At 71.9% G+C, this 15,730-nt stretch carries 14 protein-coding genes and 1 tRNA gene; 9 read left to right on the plus strand and 6 right to left on the minus strand.

The genetic code is table 11. The features are described 5' to 3' along the window. Positions 1 to 3 precede the first annotated feature (3 nt). The 5 genes from ABZX30_RS04585 to ABZX30_RS04605 all read left to right on the plus strand — a co-directional run bounded on the left by ABZX30_RS04585 (position 4) and on the right by ABZX30_RS04605 (position 6,920). Entirely contained in the window at positions 4 to 2,016 is a 2,013-nt protein-coding gene (locus ABZX30_RS04585; RefSeq protein ID WP_355928741.1) for a copper resistance protein CopC, read from the plus strand. An 8-nt stretch (positions 2,017 to 2,024) separates the two neighbouring features. Continuing rightward, on the plus strand, positions 2,025 to 3,320 hold the full coding sequence (gene efeB / locus ABZX30_RS04590) for an iron uptake transporter deferrochelatase/peroxidase subunit (RefSeq protein WP_355928744.1): 1,296 nt from the start codon (positions 2,025 to 2,027) through the stop codon (positions 3,318 to 3,320). Positions 3,321 to 3,400: 80 nt separating this feature from the next. Beyond that, positions 3,401 to 4,333 carry a prephenate dehydratase gene (gene pheA, locus ABZX30_RS04595; RefSeq protein ID WP_355928747.1) on the plus strand — a complete coding sequence of 311 codons (933 nt, stop codon included), beginning with the start codon at positions 3,401 to 3,403 and terminating at the stop codon, positions 4,331 to 4,333. A 509-nt stretch (positions 4,334 to 4,842) separates the two neighbouring features. Then, entirely contained in the window at positions 4,843 to 6,120 is a 1,278-nt protein-coding gene (serS, locus tag ABZX30_RS04600) for a serine--tRNA ligase (protein WP_355928750.1), read from the plus strand. After that, complete coding sequence (locus ABZX30_RS04605; RefSeq protein ID WP_355928753.1) at positions 6,117 to 6,920, plus strand: HAD family hydrolase; 804 nt, start codon at positions 6,117 to 6,119, stop codon at positions 6,918 to 6,920. The genes serS and ABZX30_RS04605 overlap by 4 nt, the downstream gene beginning before the upstream one ends. Positions 6,921 to 6,939: 19 nt before the next feature. Here ABZX30_RS04605 and ABZX30_RS04610 read toward each other — a convergent pair. The 6 genes from ABZX30_RS04610 to ABZX30_RS04635 all read right to left on the minus strand — a co-directional run bounded on the left by ABZX30_RS04610 (position 6,940) and on the right by ABZX30_RS04635 (position 11,110). Next, positions 6,940 to 7,027: transfer RNA gene (locus tag ABZX30_RS04610), tRNA-Ser, on the minus strand. A gap of 271 nt (positions 7,028 to 7,298) precedes the next feature. Further along, positions 7,299 to 7,517 (minus strand): hypothetical protein, encoded by a 219-nt coding sequence (locus ABZX30_RS04615; protein WP_355928756.1) that lies wholly within the window; start codon positions 7,515 to 7,517, stop codon positions 7,299 to 7,301. 83 nt (positions 7,518 to 7,600) lie between these two features. Further along, positions 7,601 to 8,320 carry an ABC transporter permease gene (locus ABZX30_RS04620; RefSeq protein WP_355928758.1) on the minus strand — a complete coding sequence of 240 codons (720 nt, stop codon included), beginning with the start codon at positions 8,318 to 8,320 and terminating at the stop codon, positions 7,601 to 7,603. 9 nt (positions 8,321 to 8,329) lie between these two features. Further along, positions 8,330 to 9,241: an ABC transporter ATP-binding protein gene (locus tag ABZX30_RS04625; protein WP_355928761.1), complete on the minus strand. Its 912-nt coding sequence runs from the start codon at positions 9,239 to 9,241 to the stop codon at positions 8,330 to 8,332. Next, complete coding sequence (locus tag ABZX30_RS04630; RefSeq protein ID WP_355928764.1) at positions 9,238 to 10,155, minus strand: ABC transporter permease; 918 nt, start codon at positions 10,153 to 10,155, stop codon at positions 9,238 to 9,240. The genes ABZX30_RS04625 and ABZX30_RS04630 overlap by 4 nt, the downstream gene beginning before the upstream one ends. Next, positions 10,145 to 11,110 (minus strand): ABC transporter ATP-binding protein, encoded by a 966-nt coding sequence (locus ABZX30_RS04635; protein WP_355929112.1) that lies wholly within the window; start codon positions 11,108 to 11,110, stop codon positions 10,145 to 10,147. Before ABZX30_RS04635 ends, ABZX30_RS04630 begins: the two co-directional genes overlap by 11 nt. A 214-nt stretch (positions 11,111 to 11,324) precedes the next feature. Between ABZX30_RS04635 and ABZX30_RS04640 the strand changes: the two genes are divergently transcribed. The 4 genes from ABZX30_RS04640 to ABZX30_RS04655 all read left to right on the plus strand — a co-directional run bounded on the left by ABZX30_RS04640 (position 11,325) and on the right by ABZX30_RS04655 (position 15,729). Beyond that, complete coding sequence (locus ABZX30_RS04640) at positions 11,325 to 13,082, plus strand: SDR family oxidoreductase (protein ID WP_355928767.1); 1,758 nt, start codon at positions 11,325 to 11,327, stop codon at positions 13,080 to 13,082. A 141-nt stretch (positions 13,083 to 13,223) separates the two neighbouring features. After that, complete coding sequence (locus ABZX30_RS04645) at positions 13,224 to 13,799, plus strand: RNA 2'-phosphotransferase (protein ID WP_355928769.1); 576 nt, start codon at positions 13,224 to 13,226, stop codon at positions 13,797 to 13,799. Positions 13,800 to 13,858: 59 nt separating this feature from the next. Further along, complete coding sequence (locus tag ABZX30_RS04650; RefSeq protein ID WP_355928772.1) at positions 13,859 to 14,770, plus strand: LLM class flavin-dependent oxidoreductase; 912 nt, start codon at positions 13,859 to 13,861, stop codon at positions 14,768 to 14,770. Between the two features lie 71 nt (positions 14,771 to 14,841). Next, positions 14,842 to 15,729 (plus strand): HAD hydrolase family protein, encoded by an 888-nt coding sequence (locus ABZX30_RS04655; protein ID WP_355928775.1) that lies wholly within the window; start codon positions 14,842 to 14,844, stop codon positions 15,727 to 15,729. Position 15,730: the final 1 nt, after the last annotated feature.

The raw sequence follows: 15,730 nt of genomic DNA on the forward strand, positions 1-15,730 counted from the left end.
ACCTTGACGCGGACCATCACCCCCCGCCTGCGCACGCTGGTGCTGCTGTTCCTGGCCGTCACCGGCGCGCTGGTGGCCGGGGCCGGGCCTGCCTCCGCGCACGCCGCGCTCACCGGCAGCGACCCCGCCCCAGGGGTGGTGGTCAAGAAGGCGCCCACCCAGGTGTCGCTCACCTTCTCCGAGCAAGTGTCGATGAACGACGACTCGCTGCGCGTCCTCGACCCCAAGGGCAAGAAGGTCGACGTCGGCAAGCCGTCGAACATCAGCGGCACCACCTACGCCGTGCAGCTCAAGAGTGGCCTGGCCGACGGCACCTACACCGTCGCCTACCAGGTCGTCTCGGCGGACAGCCACCCCGTGTCCGGCGCCTACACCTTCTCCGTCGGAGCCCCGTCCCAGACCACCGTCTCGGTCTCCGGACAGACCGCGGGCGGCGGCGTCGTGGCATGGCTGTACGGGTTCGGGCGGTACATGTCGTACGCCGGCTACATCGTGCTGGTCGGCGGCGCGGCCTTCGTCCTCGCCTGCTGGCGGCGCGACTCCGGGGTACGGGCCGTGCAGCGGCTCGTCGTCGGCGGCTGGCTCACGCTCACCGCGGCCACGCTCTGGCTGCTGCTGCTGCGCGGCTCCTACACCGGCTCCGGCAAGGTCGGCGCCGTCTTCGACCTGGACCTGCTCGGCCAGGTGCTGCAGACCAAGACCGGCGCCGCGCTGGTCTCCCGGCTGCTGCTGCTCGCCGCGGCGGCACTGTTCATCGCCGTCCTCTTCGGGGCCTACGCCCGCCCGTCGCCCACCACCACCGCGAACGACGGCGCTACGCGCCGCACCCTCGATTCACGAGAGGACGAGGAGAAGCGGGACCTGACCTTCGGCCTCGCGATCGGCGGGGTCGTGGTGGCCGCCGGGCTCGCGGCGAGCTGGGCGATGGCCGAGCATGCCTCCACCGGGCTCCAGCCGGGCATCGCCATGCCGGTCGACGTGGTGCACCTGATGGCGGTCGCCACCTGGCTGGGCGGGCTCACTGCCCTCCTGGTCGCCCTCTACCGGGCACCCGCCGAGACCCCGGTCGAGGCCGCGGCCGTCCGCCGTTTCTCCCGCCTCGCCTTCGGCTCCGTCGCCGCACTGGTCGCGACCGGCGTCTACCAGTCCTGGCGCCAGCTCGGCTCCTGGTCGGCGTTCACCGGCACCCGGTACGGACAGCTGCTGCTGGTCAAGATCGGGCTCGTGGCGCTGCTCGTCGGCATCGCGGCGATCTCCCGGCGGTGGACGGCACGGCTCGCCGACCCGGCGCCCGTGTCGAAGGCGGGGAAGCAGCCCGAGGCCGTAAAGGCCGAAGCGAAAGCCGGGGCGAAGGCCGAAGCCCAGGCCGAGCCGGAGACCGGGGTGCAGGCCCAGGTCAAGGAGCGCGTGACCGCGCCCGGCACGGCCCGGGACACCGAACGCGCCACCCAGCTCGCCCGGCAGCGGGCCGCCGAGGACGCCGCCCGGAAGAAGCGGATGCGGGACGCGGACCCCAACCGCTTCGGTCTGCGCCACTCGGTCCTCGCCGAGGCGGGCGTCGCCGTGGTCCTGCTCGCCGTGACCACGGTGCTCACGCAGACCGAACCGGGCCGCACGGAGCAGGAGGCCAAGGCGGCCGCGTCCTCGTCCTCCTCGTCCTCCTCGTCCTCGTCCGGTGCGCTCACCCTGGACATGCCGTTCGACACCGGCGGCCAGGACGGCAAGGGCGTCGTGCGGCTCGACTTCGACCCCGCGCGCGTGGGCGGCAACGAAATGCACGTCTACGTCCAACGGTCCAACGGCCGCGCCTTCGACATCCCCGAGGTGAAGGTCGCCTTCACCCTCACCGCCAAGAAGATCGGGCCGCTGCCCGTGACCCCCGACCACATCACGACCGGCCACTGGGCCGCGACCGGGGTACAGATCCCCATGGCCGGCGAATGGAAGATCGCCGTGACCGTCCGCACCTCCGACATCGACCAGGTGACCGTCTCCAAGAACGCGCAGATCGGCTGAACCGCACCATGGCTGACCAGTCCATCCCGAAGGCCCGTCCTGCCGACGCCGCTGTCCAGGAGGCCCCCGACAGCGGCTCCCCGCGGGACGGCCTCACCCGGCGCAAGCTCCTCGGCACGGCCGGCGCCACCGGCCTCGTGCTCGGCGCGGCAGGCGGGGCCGTGGGGTACGCCGCCGCCCCCGCCGGAGCCACGCCACTGACCGCGGTGGGCGCCGGCCGGGTGATGTTTCACGGGAAACATCAGCCCGGCATCACCGACGGCCTCCAGGCCCGCGGCCACCTCGTCGCCTTCGACCTCGCGGCGGGCGTCGGCCGCAAGGAAGCGGCGGCGCTGCTGCGCCGGTGGTCGGCCACGGCCGAGCGGCTGATGGCGGGCGAGGCGGCCGCACACGACGACACCGACGTGGCCCGGGACGCCGGGCCGTCGTCGCTGACCCTCACCTTCGGCTTCGGGCACAGCTTCTTCGGCCGGACCGGGCTGGAGAAGCAGCGCCCGGTCTCCCTGGACCCCCTCCCCGACTTCTCCTCGGACCACCTCGACAAGGCCCGCAGCAACGGCGACCTCTGGGCACAGATCGGCGCCGACGACGCCCTGGTCGCCTTCCACGCCCTGCGCGCGATCCAGAAGGACGCCGGCGGCGCGGCCCGCGTCCGGTGGCAGATGAACGGTTTCAACCGCACCCCGGGCGCCACCGCCCACCCCATGACCGCCCGCAACCTGATGGGCCAGCTGGACGGCACCCGCAACCCCAAGCCCACCGACACCGACTTCGACGAGCGGATCTTCGTCCCGGCCTCCGGATCGAGCGACCCCGCCTGGATGGCCAACGGCTCCTACGCCGTCGTGCGCCGGATCCGCATGCTCCTCGACGACTGGGAGAAGTTGTCGACCACGGCCCAGGAGGCGGTCATCGGGCGCCGCAAGTCCAGCGGAGCGCCGCTGTCGGGCGGTACCGAGACGACCGCGATGGACCTCGAGAAGGCGGACGCCAAGGGCGACTACGTGGTGCCGCTCAACGCCCACGCCCGGATCACCCGGCCCGACCAGAACGGCGGCGCGGCCATGCTCCGGCGCCCGTTCTCCTACCACGACGGCATCGACGGTGACGGGACGCCCGACGCGGGCCTGCTGTTCGTCTGCTGGCAGGCGGATCCGCTGCGCGGTTTCGTGCCGGTGCAGCGCAAGCTCGACCGGGGCGACGCCCTGTCCAGGTACATCCGGCACGAGGCCAGCGGACTGTTCGCGGTGCCCGGCGGCGCCGCCCGCGGAGAATACGTCGGGCAACGGCTGCTGGAGGGGTGAACCCACGCCGTTTCACTCCCGCCGGGGGCACCTCGTGAGACACGGGGGCCGGGTGCGCGCGCGGCCATTAGGGTGAGGACATGCCTGCGAGCTATGCCTATCTCGGCCCTGAGGGCACCTTCACGGAGGTCGCCCTGCGCACGCTCCCGGAGGCCGCCACCCGGGAACTGATGCCGTACGTGTCGGTGCAGTCGGCGCTGGACGCCGTGCGCGCCGGGGAGGCCGAGGCCGCCTTCGTACCGATCGAGAACTCCGTCGAGGGCGGCATCACCACCACCCTGGACGAGCTGGTCGCGGGCGCGCCGCTGATGATCTACCGCGAGGTGCTGCTCTCCATCACCTTCGCGCTACTGACCCGGCCGGGCACCAAGCTGTCCGACATCAAGACCGTCACCGCCCACCCGGCCGCCCAGCCCCAGGTCCGCAACTGGCTCAGGGCCAACCTCCCGGACGCCGTCTGGGAGTCCGCCGCCTCCAACGCGGACGGCGCCCGGCTGGTCCAGGAGGGCCGGTACGACGCAGCCTTCGCCGGCGAGTTCGCGGCCGCCCGGTACGGCCTGACCGCCCTGGAGACCGGGATCCACGACGCGGAGAACGCGCAGACGAGGTTCGTGCTGGTGGGCCGGCCGGCCCGGCCCGCCGCCCCGACCGGCGCGGACAAGACGTCGGTGGTGCTCTGGCAGCGCGACGACCACCCCGGCGGGCTGCGCGACCTGCTCGGGGAGTTCGCGACCCGGGGCATCAACCTCATGCTGCTCCAGTCCCGCCCCACGGGAGCCGGCATCGGCAACTACTGCTTCTGCATCGACGCCGAGGGTCATATCTCCGACCGCCGGGTGGCCGAGGCGCTGACGGGGCTGAAGCGGATCTGTCTGCAGGTACGATTTCTGGGTTCGTACCCGCGTGCGGACATCGCACCGGAGGGCGTGCGGCCCATGCTGCGCGGGACGTCCGACGAGGAGTTCATGGCGGCGGCGGACTGGGTCGCGCGCTGCCAGGACGGGCGCTTCTAGCGTTATCCACAGGAGTTATCCACAGGCCTTCCTGTGGACCTGGGGACAAGTCGACAGAGCAGGGCCGCTTCGTCGACAAATCGCCCTACCGGCGACCACCGGGGACGCCGTCAGGCACCTCACCCTTCGTCCACCTGTCTCCCTCGGTTCATCTTTTGGAGCGACCCCTTTCCACCCAAAAGTAGGTGTCGGACCAGTTTGAACCGGGAATTCTGCACTCCGTTCGACGCTTCCGGAGTGATCAATTCCGAAGTCCACAGATCTTCCACACAGCCTGTGGATAACTCACCGGGCGACGCGGTTCGCTGTGGACAAGCCTGCCTTCAAGTCCCGCTCCCCCCAAGCGAATAGAGTCAATGCGCCGCTCCCCACCTCCCTCGTCCCAGGGAGTGAGACGGAACTTATTGACATGAGGCGCAATTCCCCCATAACGGCATGTAAGCCCTGGTTCACCACAGTTCGGAAAACCGAGTCGTGGGCCGGAACGCGGCACCGGTAGCCTTGACCGCGTGATTGACCTTCGCCTGCTCCGTGAGGACCCCGACCGTGTGCGCGCGTCCCAGCGCGCCCGTGGAGAGGACGTCGCGCTCGTCGACTCCCTCCTGTCCGCCGACGAACGGCGCAGGTCGTCCGGCGTCCGCTTCGACGAGCTGCGCGCCGAGCAGAAGCAGCTCGGCAAGCTCGTCCCCAAGGCCACCGGCGACGAGAAGGCCGAGCTGCTCAAGCGCGCCGAGCAGCTCAAGGCCGACGTCAGGACCGCCGACGCCGAGCGCGACGCGGCCGACGCCGAGACCCAGCAGCTCCTGCTCCGGCTCGGCAACCTCGTCCACCCCGACGTCCCCGTCGGCGGTGAGGAGGACTTCGCCACGCTGGAGACGCACGGCACGATCCGCGACTTCACGGCCGAGGGCTTCGAGCCCAAGGACCACCTGGAGCTGGGCCATCTCCTCGGCGCGATCGACGTGGAGCGCGGCGCGAAGGTCTCCGGCTCGCGCTTCTACTTCCTGACCGGCGTCGGCGCCCTGCTGGAGCTGGCGCTGGTGAACGCGGCGATCGCCCAGGCGACGGCCGCGGGCTTCACCCCGATGCTGACCCCGGCGCTGGTCCGCCCGCAGTCCATGGCGGGCACCGGCTTCCTCGGCCAGGCGGCCCAGGACGTCTACCACCTCGACAAGGACGACCTGTACCTGGTCGGCACGTCCGAGGTGCCGCTGGCCGCGTACCACATGGACGAGATCATCGACGCGGACCGGCTGCCGCTGCGCTACGCGGGCTTCTCGCCGTGCTTCCGCCGCGAGGCCGGCTCGCACGGCAAGGACACCAAGGGCATCTTCCGCGTCCACCAGTTCGACAAGGTCGAGATGTTCTCCTACGTCACTCCCGAGGACTCGCAGGCGGAGCACCAGCGCCTGCTGGAGTGGGAGAAGCAGTGGCTGACCTCGCTCGAGCTGCCGTTCCGCGTGATCGACGTCGCCACCGGTGACCTCGGCGCCTCGGCCTCGCGCAAGTTCGACTGCGAGGCGTGGATCCCGACCCAGGGCAAGTACCGCGAGCTGACCTCGACCTCGGACTGCACCGAGTTCCAGTCCCGGCGTCTGTCGATCCGCGTCCGCGAGGGCAAGCAGGTGCGGCCGCTGGCGACGCTCAACGGCACGCTGTGCGCCGTACCGCGCACGATCGTGGCGATCCTGGAGAACCACCAGCAGGCCGACGGCTCGGTGCGGGTGCCCGAGGTGCTGCGCCCGTACCTGGGCGGCCGGGAGGTCCTGGAGCCGATCGCCAGGTGAGCGACGGCTTCCCCTACCGGCTCATCGCGACCGACCTCGACGGAACGCTCCTGCGCTCCGACGAGTCGGTCTCCGAGCGCACGCGTGAGGCGCTCGCCGCGGCCACCGCGGCGGGCGCCGCGCACATCGTCGTCACCGGCCGCGCGGTCCCCTGGACCCGCCACATCCTCGACGACCTCGGCTACGACGGCCTCGCCGTCTGCGGCCAGGGCGCGCAGGTCTACCACGCCGGCGAGCACCGCCTGCTGACCTCCGTGACCCTGGACCGGCAGCTGGCGGGCCTGGCGCTGGCCAAGATCGAGGCCGAGGTGGGCCCGCTGTTCCTGGCGGCGAGCCGCGACGGGCTGGACGGCGACGTGCTGGTGGGCCCGGGGTACGCGGTCACCGGCGCGCTGCCCTCGGTCCCGCTCACGGACGTGTCGGACCTCTGGAGCGCCCCGCTGAACAAGATCTACATCCAGCATCCGGGCCTGTCCGACGACGCACTGGCCGAGGCGGCCCAGCAGGCCGCGGGCGGCTTCGTCACCGTCGCCATGGCGGGCGAGGGCATCGTGGAGCTGCTGCCGCTGGGCCTGTCCAAAGCCACGGGTCTGTCGCTGGCGGCCCGCCGCCTGGGCCTGAAGGCGGCCGACACGCTGGCCTTCGGCGACATGCCCAACGACGTCCCGATGTTCGCCTGGGCGTCCCGGAGCGTGGCGATGGCCAACGCCCACGAGGAACTCAAGGCGATCGCGGACGAGGTGACCGCCTCCAACGAGGAGGACGGCATCGCGGTGGTGCTGGAGCGGTTGCTCGGCTGACCTCTCGGCCTCGCCTGTGCGGAGGATGCACGGATCGAACGTGCGCGGGCCTTTCGGACCCGACCTTGGCTCAGCAGCCCAGTGCCTTACCACTCGGCCAATCCTCCGGGTGGGCGGCCCACGCGAGAGCGACATCGCGTGCTCGAAGCGGCCGCCCCGGGCAGCCCCCGTGCGGGGCGGGCTCCACGGTGGGGCAACTACACCCGAGCCCGCCGCCGGCTGCCCTGCCGGGAGCCGGACGTACTGTCGCGCACCGACATCGCCCGGCTCCTCTCCCGGAACGTGGCGCCGGGACGCTCCCGGCGGCTGGGGCACAACCACTCTGCCCCGCCGCGGAGTCGGGCACCACTGAATTAACCGCGCCCCGCGACCGGACCGCTACCGGCGGCGCCACCCGCGCCGACGCGCCTTGCTGAAGAACCATCCCGCGGGCGGCTCGTCCGAGCGCCAGGGCTGCGGCTCCGGTGACTTTCCGCGCCAGCGGGTGGCGAGCATCCGGGCGCGGGCGGACGGCTCGGTGGTCCCGGCCGAGCGGATGAACGCCTCGTCCAGGACGACACCGTCCCAGTCGTCGTACGGTGCCGCCTCGTCAGCCATCGTCGGTTCCTCCTGCACGCGTGTCCCCGGGGTCGAGTCTGCCCGGACCGAGGTGAAGCCCCCGTCAGGACGTCGGACGCCGCCTACTCCTCGCCGGCCGGCGTCAGCGACCGCAGTTTCTGGCCGGCGTACCAGGTGGCCAGCACGGTGACCGCCACCAGCAGCACGGTCGCCGTGGCCAGTGAGACCTCCGAGGTGACCAGGTCCCCGCCGGCGACCTGGTGGGCGACGGCCAGCGACCACTGCTGGACGCTCAGCGTGCGCGCGCCGGGCACCAGGGAGCCGAACAGGGCCTCCCAGACGAGGGCGTAGACGAGCCCGAAGACCACGGCGTGCCGGGACACCGTGCCGAGCAGCAGGAAGAGCGCCGCGTACGCGATCGAGGCGACCAGCGCGGCCACGGTGTAGGCGACGGCGATCTGCTGGCCGTTGCCGTTCAGGATCAGTCCCGCGATCATCGTGGGCACGGCGGAGAACACCATGGTCACGGCGATCGCCACGATCAGCTTGGTGAGGATGATGGTCGGCCGCTTCAGCGGCTTGGACAGCAGGTAGACGACGGAGCCGTCGTCGATCTCCGGGCCGATCGCGCCGGTGCCCGCGATGACACCGATGATCGGCACCATCGTGGCGAGCGCGAAGCCGCCCAGGACGTCGGCGGCCGTCTGGTCGTCGGCGCCGGTCAGGCCGCGTACGGCCGCGGAGAGCACGATCAGCAGCAGGGGCAGCGCGCCCAGGATGAGGGCGCGGCGCCGGCCGAGCAGAGCCCGGTAGGTGAGCCGGGCGACTGTGGGGTCGTACATCAGGGCCTCCTACGCCGCGACCAGGTACGAGAAGACGGACTCGAGGGACTCGTCGGACGGCGAGACCGTGAGCAGCCGGATGCCGCGGTCGCGGGCGACCCTCGGCAGCAGGGTGGTGAAGCGGCCGAAGTCGACGGCCTGGACGCGCAGCGCGCCCTCGGTGAGGTCGACCTCGATGCCGGAGGTCGAGGGGTCGGCGATCAGCGCCGCCGCGAGGGCCCGGTCGTCGCTGGAGCGCACCAGGTAGCGGTGCGGGCGGTCGGTCATCAGACGGCGGATCCTGCGGAAGTCGCCGCTGGCCGCGTGCCGTCCGGCGACGACGACCTCGATGTGCCGGGCGAGCTGCTCGACCTCCTCGAGGATGTGGGAGGAGAACAGCACCGTGCGGCCCTCGTCGCCCATCCGGCGCAGCAGGTCCATCAGCTGCATGCGCTGGCGCGGGTCCATGCCGTTGAAGGGCTCGTCCAGCAGGAGCAGGGACGGGTCGTGGACGAGCGCGGAGGCCATCTTCACGCGCTGCCGCATGCCCTTGGAGTAGGTGGAGATCTTCCGGTCCTGGGCGTACTCCATCTCGACCGTGGCCAGGGCGCGCCGGGTGGCCTTGTCCCCCAGGCCGTGCAGTTCGGCGTTGGCGACGACGAACTCGCGGCCGGTGAGGAAGTCGTACATTGCCTCCCGCTCGGGGACGATGCCGATGTGCCGGTAGATCTCCTCGTTGCGCCACACCGGCTGCCCGTCGAGGGTGACGGTGCCGGTGGAGGGGGCGAGGAAGCCGCCCATCATGTTGATCAGGGTGGACTTTCCGGCGCCGTTGGGGCCGAGCAGGCCGGTGACGCCGGGGCCGATGGTCATGGTGATGTCGTTGACGGCGACCACGTTGCCGAACCAGCGGGAGACGTGGTCGATGGAGAGCGTGGTCACAGTCCCACCTTCTTGTAGCAGCGCGTCAGCAGGCCGTAGCAGGCGGCGGTCAGGCCCAGGACGGCGAGGACGTACACGGCGCCCTGTCCGTCGGTCGGGCCGATCCCTCCGGGGGCGGCGGAGGTGCCGCCCAGGAAGGCGGACTGGACGCCGTCGATCAGGGTGATGGGCGAGAACAGGCCGATCCACGGGATGGCACCGGCGCTGTTCTGGACCTCGGCGATGGCCTGGAGGGTGGAGACCGCGCCGTAGGAGATGATCATCACGGCGATCACGGCGGCGATGCCGAAACCGCGGCGCGGGGTGACGGCGGCGATGACCAGGCCGATGCCGGCGAAGAGCAGCGAGAGCAGGGCCACGGACACCAGTCCCTGGGCGAATTCCTCGGTCTGGTGGGCGAAGCCCATCTTGGCGAGCAGTGAGCCGATGTACATCACGAGCAGCGGGGCGCCGGTGAGGACGAACAGCGCCGAGGCGAGCGCCGCGAACTTCGCCTGTACGTAGTCGGCGGTCTCGATGGGCCGTGAGAAGTACAGCGGTACGGTCTTGAAGCGCAGGTCGCGCGAGACGGACTGGGGTGCCTGGGAGGCGACGTACAGGCTGATCACGGCTTGCATGACGATCGCGTAGCGGGTGTAGGACAGCGGCAGCTCGTGCGCCTTGGTGGCGACGGCCACGGCCACCATGATGGCCGCGGGCACGCACATCACCGCGAACAGCAGCATCGGCAGCACCTTGGACTTCGCCGAGCGTCCGAGGCCGTAGGCGCCGCGCAGGGACTGCGAGTACAGGGAGCGGCGGGCGTAGGCGCGGCCCAGGCGGGGACCGTCGTAGCCGCGGTAGCCGATGTCGTGGATGCGGGTCTGGTCGCCGGAGGGCGTCACCGCCGTCCGCAGGGGCTGCTCAACCGCCATGACCGACGGCCTCCTTCCGCTGTTCGTCGCTGCTGGTGAACACCTCTGAGATGTGGTGCCGGCGCTGCTCCATGCGCACCAGGCCGAGGCCGAGGTCGGCGACGACGTCGCGGACGAGGTCGTACGTCTCCTCGCCGGAGGCGGTCAGCAGCAGGATGTGGCCGGAACCGGGCAGGCCGGCGCCCTCGGCGTGCGTGTCCACCCCGCGCGCGTGGAGCGCCTCGCGGACCGCGCGGGTGCCGTCGGGGTGGGTGTCGCTGTCGGTGACCTCGATCGCGAGGGTGGTCGTGGTCTGGGTGAAGTCGGTGGTGGAGCTGGAGCGCAGCAGCTTGCCGCCGTCGATGACGACGACGTGGTCGCAGGTGCGCTCCAGTTCGCCCAGGAGGTGGGAGGTGACCAGGACCGAGATGCCGAAGTCGGTGTGGATGCGGCGGATCAGGCCGAGCATCTCGTCGCGGCCGACCGGGTCGAGGCCGTTGGTCGGCTCGTCGAGGAAGACCAGCCGCGGGTCGTGCACCAGGGCCTGGGCGAGCTTCACGCGCTGCTTCATGCCGGTGGAGTAGCCGCCGATGGGGCGGTAGCGCTCCTCGTACAGGCCGACGTGGCGCAGCGTGTCGGCGGTGCGCTCGCGCGCGGCGGTCGGGGGCAGGCCGGACATGCGGGCCATGTGCACGACGAACTCGGTGGCCGAGACGTCGGGCGGCAGGCAGTCGTGCTCCGGCATGTAGCCGACCAGCTCGCGGATGGCGGCTCCCTCGGTGGCGACGTCGAGGCCGAGCACCTCGGCGCGGCCCTCCGTGGCGGGGGACAGACCCAGCAGGATCTTGATCAGTGTGGACTTGCCGGCCCCGTTGGCACCGACGAGTCCCGTCACACCGGGTCCGACGTCCACGGAGAGCCGGTCAAGCGCGGTCACCCGGGGGAACCGCTTGCTCAGGCTTTCGGTCGCGATCACAGTCACGTCCTCGACGGTAGTGACCGAGGCCACGCCGGGCGTCAGACCGGAGAGCGGTCCTGGCGTCAGACTCCAGTCGTACGGGGCCCTAGGGGTACCCCGGAAGTCGCACGGCCGGCGAGCCTGTTGACGATCGGTCTAACAGCTGGGACAGTCGCGTGAACCGGGCCGCGGGCAGGCGGACCGGCCGGAGCCGACGGTGGGCGGAGGCGAAGTGACGACGCTGGAGGGCGCGCGGGAGCGCCGGCTACGCACGGGCGGGGTCGAGCTGTGCGTGGTGGAGCTCGGGGACCCGGACCGGCCGACGGTGGTGCTGGTGCACGGCTATCCGGACAGCAAGGAGGTCTGGTCCGAGGTCGCGGCCCGCCTCGCCGACCGCTTCCACGTCGTGTTGTACGACGTCCGGGGCCACGGCCGCTCCACGGCCCCCCGGCCGCTGCGCGGCGGCTTCACCCTGGCCAAGCTCACGGACGACTTCCTGGCGGTGATCGACGCGGTCAGCCCGGACCGGCCGGTGCACCTGGTGGGGCACGACTGGGGCTCGGTGCAGTCCTGGGAGTTCGTCACCGTGGCGCGCGCCGAGGGCCGGATCGCGTCCTTCACCTCGATGTCCGGGCCGTCCCTGGACCACTTCGGGCACTGGCTCGACGCGCGCGTGAAACGCCCGACGCCCCGCCGCGTGGGCCAGCTCCTCGGCCAGGGCGCCAGGTCCTGGTACGTCTACCTGCTGCACACCCCCGCCCTGCCCGAGCTGGCCTGGCGCGGCCCGCTGGGCAAGCACTGGCCCAGGATCCTGCGACGGGTGGAGAAGGTCCCCGGCGGGGACTACCCCACGGCGTCCCTGCCCGTGGACGCGGCGCACGGCGCCTGGCTGTACCGGGACAACGTGCGGTTCCGGCTGCGCAGGCCCCGCCCGGACGCGTACGCGCACGCGCCCGTGCAGCTCATCACGCCCCTGGGGGACGCGTTCCTGTCGCAGCGGCTGTACGACGGTCTGGAGCAGTGGGTTCCGCGGCTGACCCGCCGCACGCTCCCGGCCGGGCACTGGATTCCGCGCACCCGGCCCGACCAGTTGGCGGCCTGGATCGAGGAGTTCGTCACGGGCGTCGAGGCCGGCCGCCCCGCGTCTGGGCCGGCCGGCCGCCACGCCGACCGCTTCGCCGGTCAGCTGGTGCTGGTGACCGGCGCGGGCAGCGGCATCGGGCGGGCCACGGCGCTCGCGTTCGCGGAGGCCGGCGCGCGCGTGGTGGCCGTCGACCGGGACGCGGAGGCCGCCGCCCGTACCGCGGAGCTGTCCCTGCTGCGCGGCGCCGCCGGAGCCTGGGCGGAACCGGTCGACGTCCGTGACGAGCAGGCCATGGAGAAGCTGGCCGAGCGGGTCGCCGCCGAGCACGGCGTGGTCGACGTGCTGGTCAACAACGCGGGCATCGGCCTGTCCGGTTCCTTCTTCGCCACCACACCGGACGACTGGCGCAAGGTCCTGGACGTCAACCTGTGGGGCGTCATCCACGGCTGCCGCCTCTTCGGCGCGCGGATGGCCGAGCGGGGGCAGGGCGGCCACATCGTCAACATCGCCTCGGCGGCGGCCTACCAGCCCTCCCGGGCGCTGCCGGCCTACAGCACCTCGAAGGCGGCGGTGCTCATGCTGAGCGAGTGCCTGCGGGCGGAGCTGGCCGGCCAGGACATCGGTGTGACGGCGATCTGCCCCGGCTTCGTCAACACGGGCATCACGTCGACGGCCGTCTTCGTGGGCGTGGACGCCGAGGAGCAGAAGCGGCGCCGGAAGCGGACCGCCCGCCTGTACGGCCTGCGGAACTTCCCGCCGGAGAAGGTCGCCGACGCCGTCCTGGACGCGGTGGCGCACAACAAGCCCCTGGTCCCGGTGACCCTGGAGGCACGTGGCATGCACCTGGTGTCCCGTTTCCTGCCGGGGGCGCTGCGGGCGCTCGCCCGGGTCGAGCCGCGCTTGTGATCAGGGTGAACTCGACCGGTATGAAGACCAGTTGTCCACAGAATCCCCAACTTGCCTGTGGATAAACGGACTTGCTTGTGGATCAAACCTCGGCGGCAAAACAAAATGCGTGATTCCCGTCTCTCCCGCCATGCTGAGGGGATGGACGAAAGACGCACCGTCAAGGTGTCGAAGTACCTCTCCAAGCACCTGCGCCACCAGCCCGAGCGGATCGGCCTCACGCTCGACGAGGGGGGCTGGGCCGAGATCGGCACGCTGATCGCCGCGGCGGCCGCGCACGGGTTCCGGTTCACGCGCGAGGAGCTCGACCACGTGGTGGCCGTCAACGACAAGAAGCGGTTCGCGGTCGAGGGCACCCGGATCCGTGCCAGCCAGGGCCACAGCGTCGACGTCGACCTCGGGCTGCCCCCGGTGACACCGCCGGCGTACCTCTACCACGGCACCGTCGGCCGCAACCTGGACGCCATCCGCGCCGAGGGCCTGCGGCCCATGCACCGGCACGACGTGCACCTGTCGGCCGACCGCGAGACGGCCGAGCGGGTCGGTGCCCGCCGCGGCCGGCCCGTCGTCCTCCCCGTCGACGCCGCCGCCATGCACCGCGACGGCCACGTCTTCCACGTCAGCGCCAACGGGGTGTGGCTCACCAAGGCGGTGCCGTCCCGGTACCTGCGGTTCTCCGAGGCGCCGGGTGGCCGCCCCGCGGCGCAAGGTGGCTGACCGGCCGCGCACGGTGACCGTTTCGTCCGTTGTCGGTGCCGCCGCTTAGTCTCTGGGGCATGAGTCTGCGCCTGAGCACCGTGATCCTTCCCCACCGCCGCTGGAGCGAGGGCGGCCGTTCGGCCTGGGTGCGGGCCGAGCAGCTGGGCTTCCACACGGGGTACACCTACGACCACCTGTCCTGGCGCAGCTTCCGCGACGGCCCCTGGTTCGGCGCGATACCGATGCTGACCGCCGCCGCGTCCGTCACCGACCGCCTCCGGCTGGGTACGCTGGTGACCTCACCGAACTTCCGGCACCCGGTGACGCTGGCCAAGGAACTGATCTCCCTCGACGACATCTCCGGCGGCCGGATCACCCTCGGCATCGGCGCGGGCGGCACCGGGTTCGACGCCACCGCGCTCGGACAGGCCCCCTGGACCCCGCGCGAGCGGGCCGACCGGCTCGCCGAGTTCGTGCCGCTGCTCGACCGGCTGCTGACCGAGGACGGCCCGGCCGGGGTGTCGTACGAGGGCGACTTCTACTCGGCGCGCGAGGCCCGCAACATCCCCGGCTGCGTCCAGCGCCCCCGGCTGCCCTTCGCGGTGGCCGCCACCGGCCCGCGCGGCCTGAGGCTCGCCGCGCGGTACGGCCAGGCATGGGTGACCACCGGCGACCCCGGGCTGTACGAGGACGGCACGCCCGAGCAGTCGGTCGAGGCCCTGCGCGGGCAGGCCGGGAAGCTGGCCGACGCCTGCGCCGCGATCGGCCGGAACCCGGCCGGGCTCGAGAAGATCCTGCTCACCGGCTTCACCCCGGACCGCGGCCGCCCCCTGCGGTCCCTGGACGCCTTCGTGGACTTCGCGGGCCGGCACCAGGAGCTGGGCTTCACCGAGATCGTGATCCACTGGCCCATCCCCGACTCGGACTTCGCGGCCGACCAGAAGGTCTTCGAGCAGATCGCCGTGGAGGCCCCGGCACAGCTGCGCTGACCTCGCCCGAGTGCGGTCCGTACATGAGCTGTGACTCATATGTGCGTAGTCCCGCACGGCCGTGCGGGCATATGCGCGAGAATGGCGCGGTGACCTCAGCGACTCGACAGCCAGAGACCCCGGCCCGCACCCTCCCGCCGCGGCTGATCGCCACGGATCTGGACGGCACCCTGCTGCGCGACGACAAGTCGGTCTCCCCCCGGACCGTCGCCGCGCTGGCCGCCGCCGAGGAAGCGGGGATCGAGGTCTTCTTCGTCACCGGCCGCCCCGCCCGCTGGATGGACGTCGTCAGCGACCACGTCCACGGGCACGGCCTGGCGATCTGCGGCAACGGCGCCGCCGTGGTCGACCTGCACGGCGGCCCCGGCTCCCACCGGTTCGTGAAGGTGCGCGAGCTGGCCAGGCCCAACGCGCTGGACGCCGTACGCCTGCTGCGCGACGCGGCCCCCGGCACGGTGTACGCGATCGAACAGACGTACGGCTTCCACCAGGAGCCGGACTACCCGAAGCTGCACATGGAGATACCGGACGACCTCGCGCCCGCCGAGGACCTGCTGGCCCCCGACGGCGCGGCCCCCGACGAGCCCGTCCTGAAGATCCTGGCCTACCACCACACGCTGCACCCCGACGCCTTCCTCACCCTCGCCCGCCTCGCCATCGGCGAACGGGCCACCGTCACCCGCTCCAGCCCCAGCGCCCTGCTGGAGATCAGCGGCCCCGGCGTCTCCAAGGCCAGCACGCTCGCCCTGTGCTGCGCCGAGCGGGGGATCTCGCACCAGGAGGTCGTCGCCTTCGGCGACATGCCCAACGACGTGGAGATGCTGACCTGGGCGGGCCGGTCCTACGCCATGGGCAACGCCCACCCAGCCGCCGTGGCCGCCGCCTCGGGACAGACGGTGGCCAACAACGAGGACGGGGTCGCCGTCATCATCGAGCGGATGCTGGCGGAGCGGCTCTGAC

Source organism: Streptomyces sp. NPDC004542, from assembly GCF_040610035.1.
Taxonomy (GTDB): Bacteria; Actinomycetota; Actinomycetes; order Streptomycetales; family Streptomycetaceae; genus Streptomyces.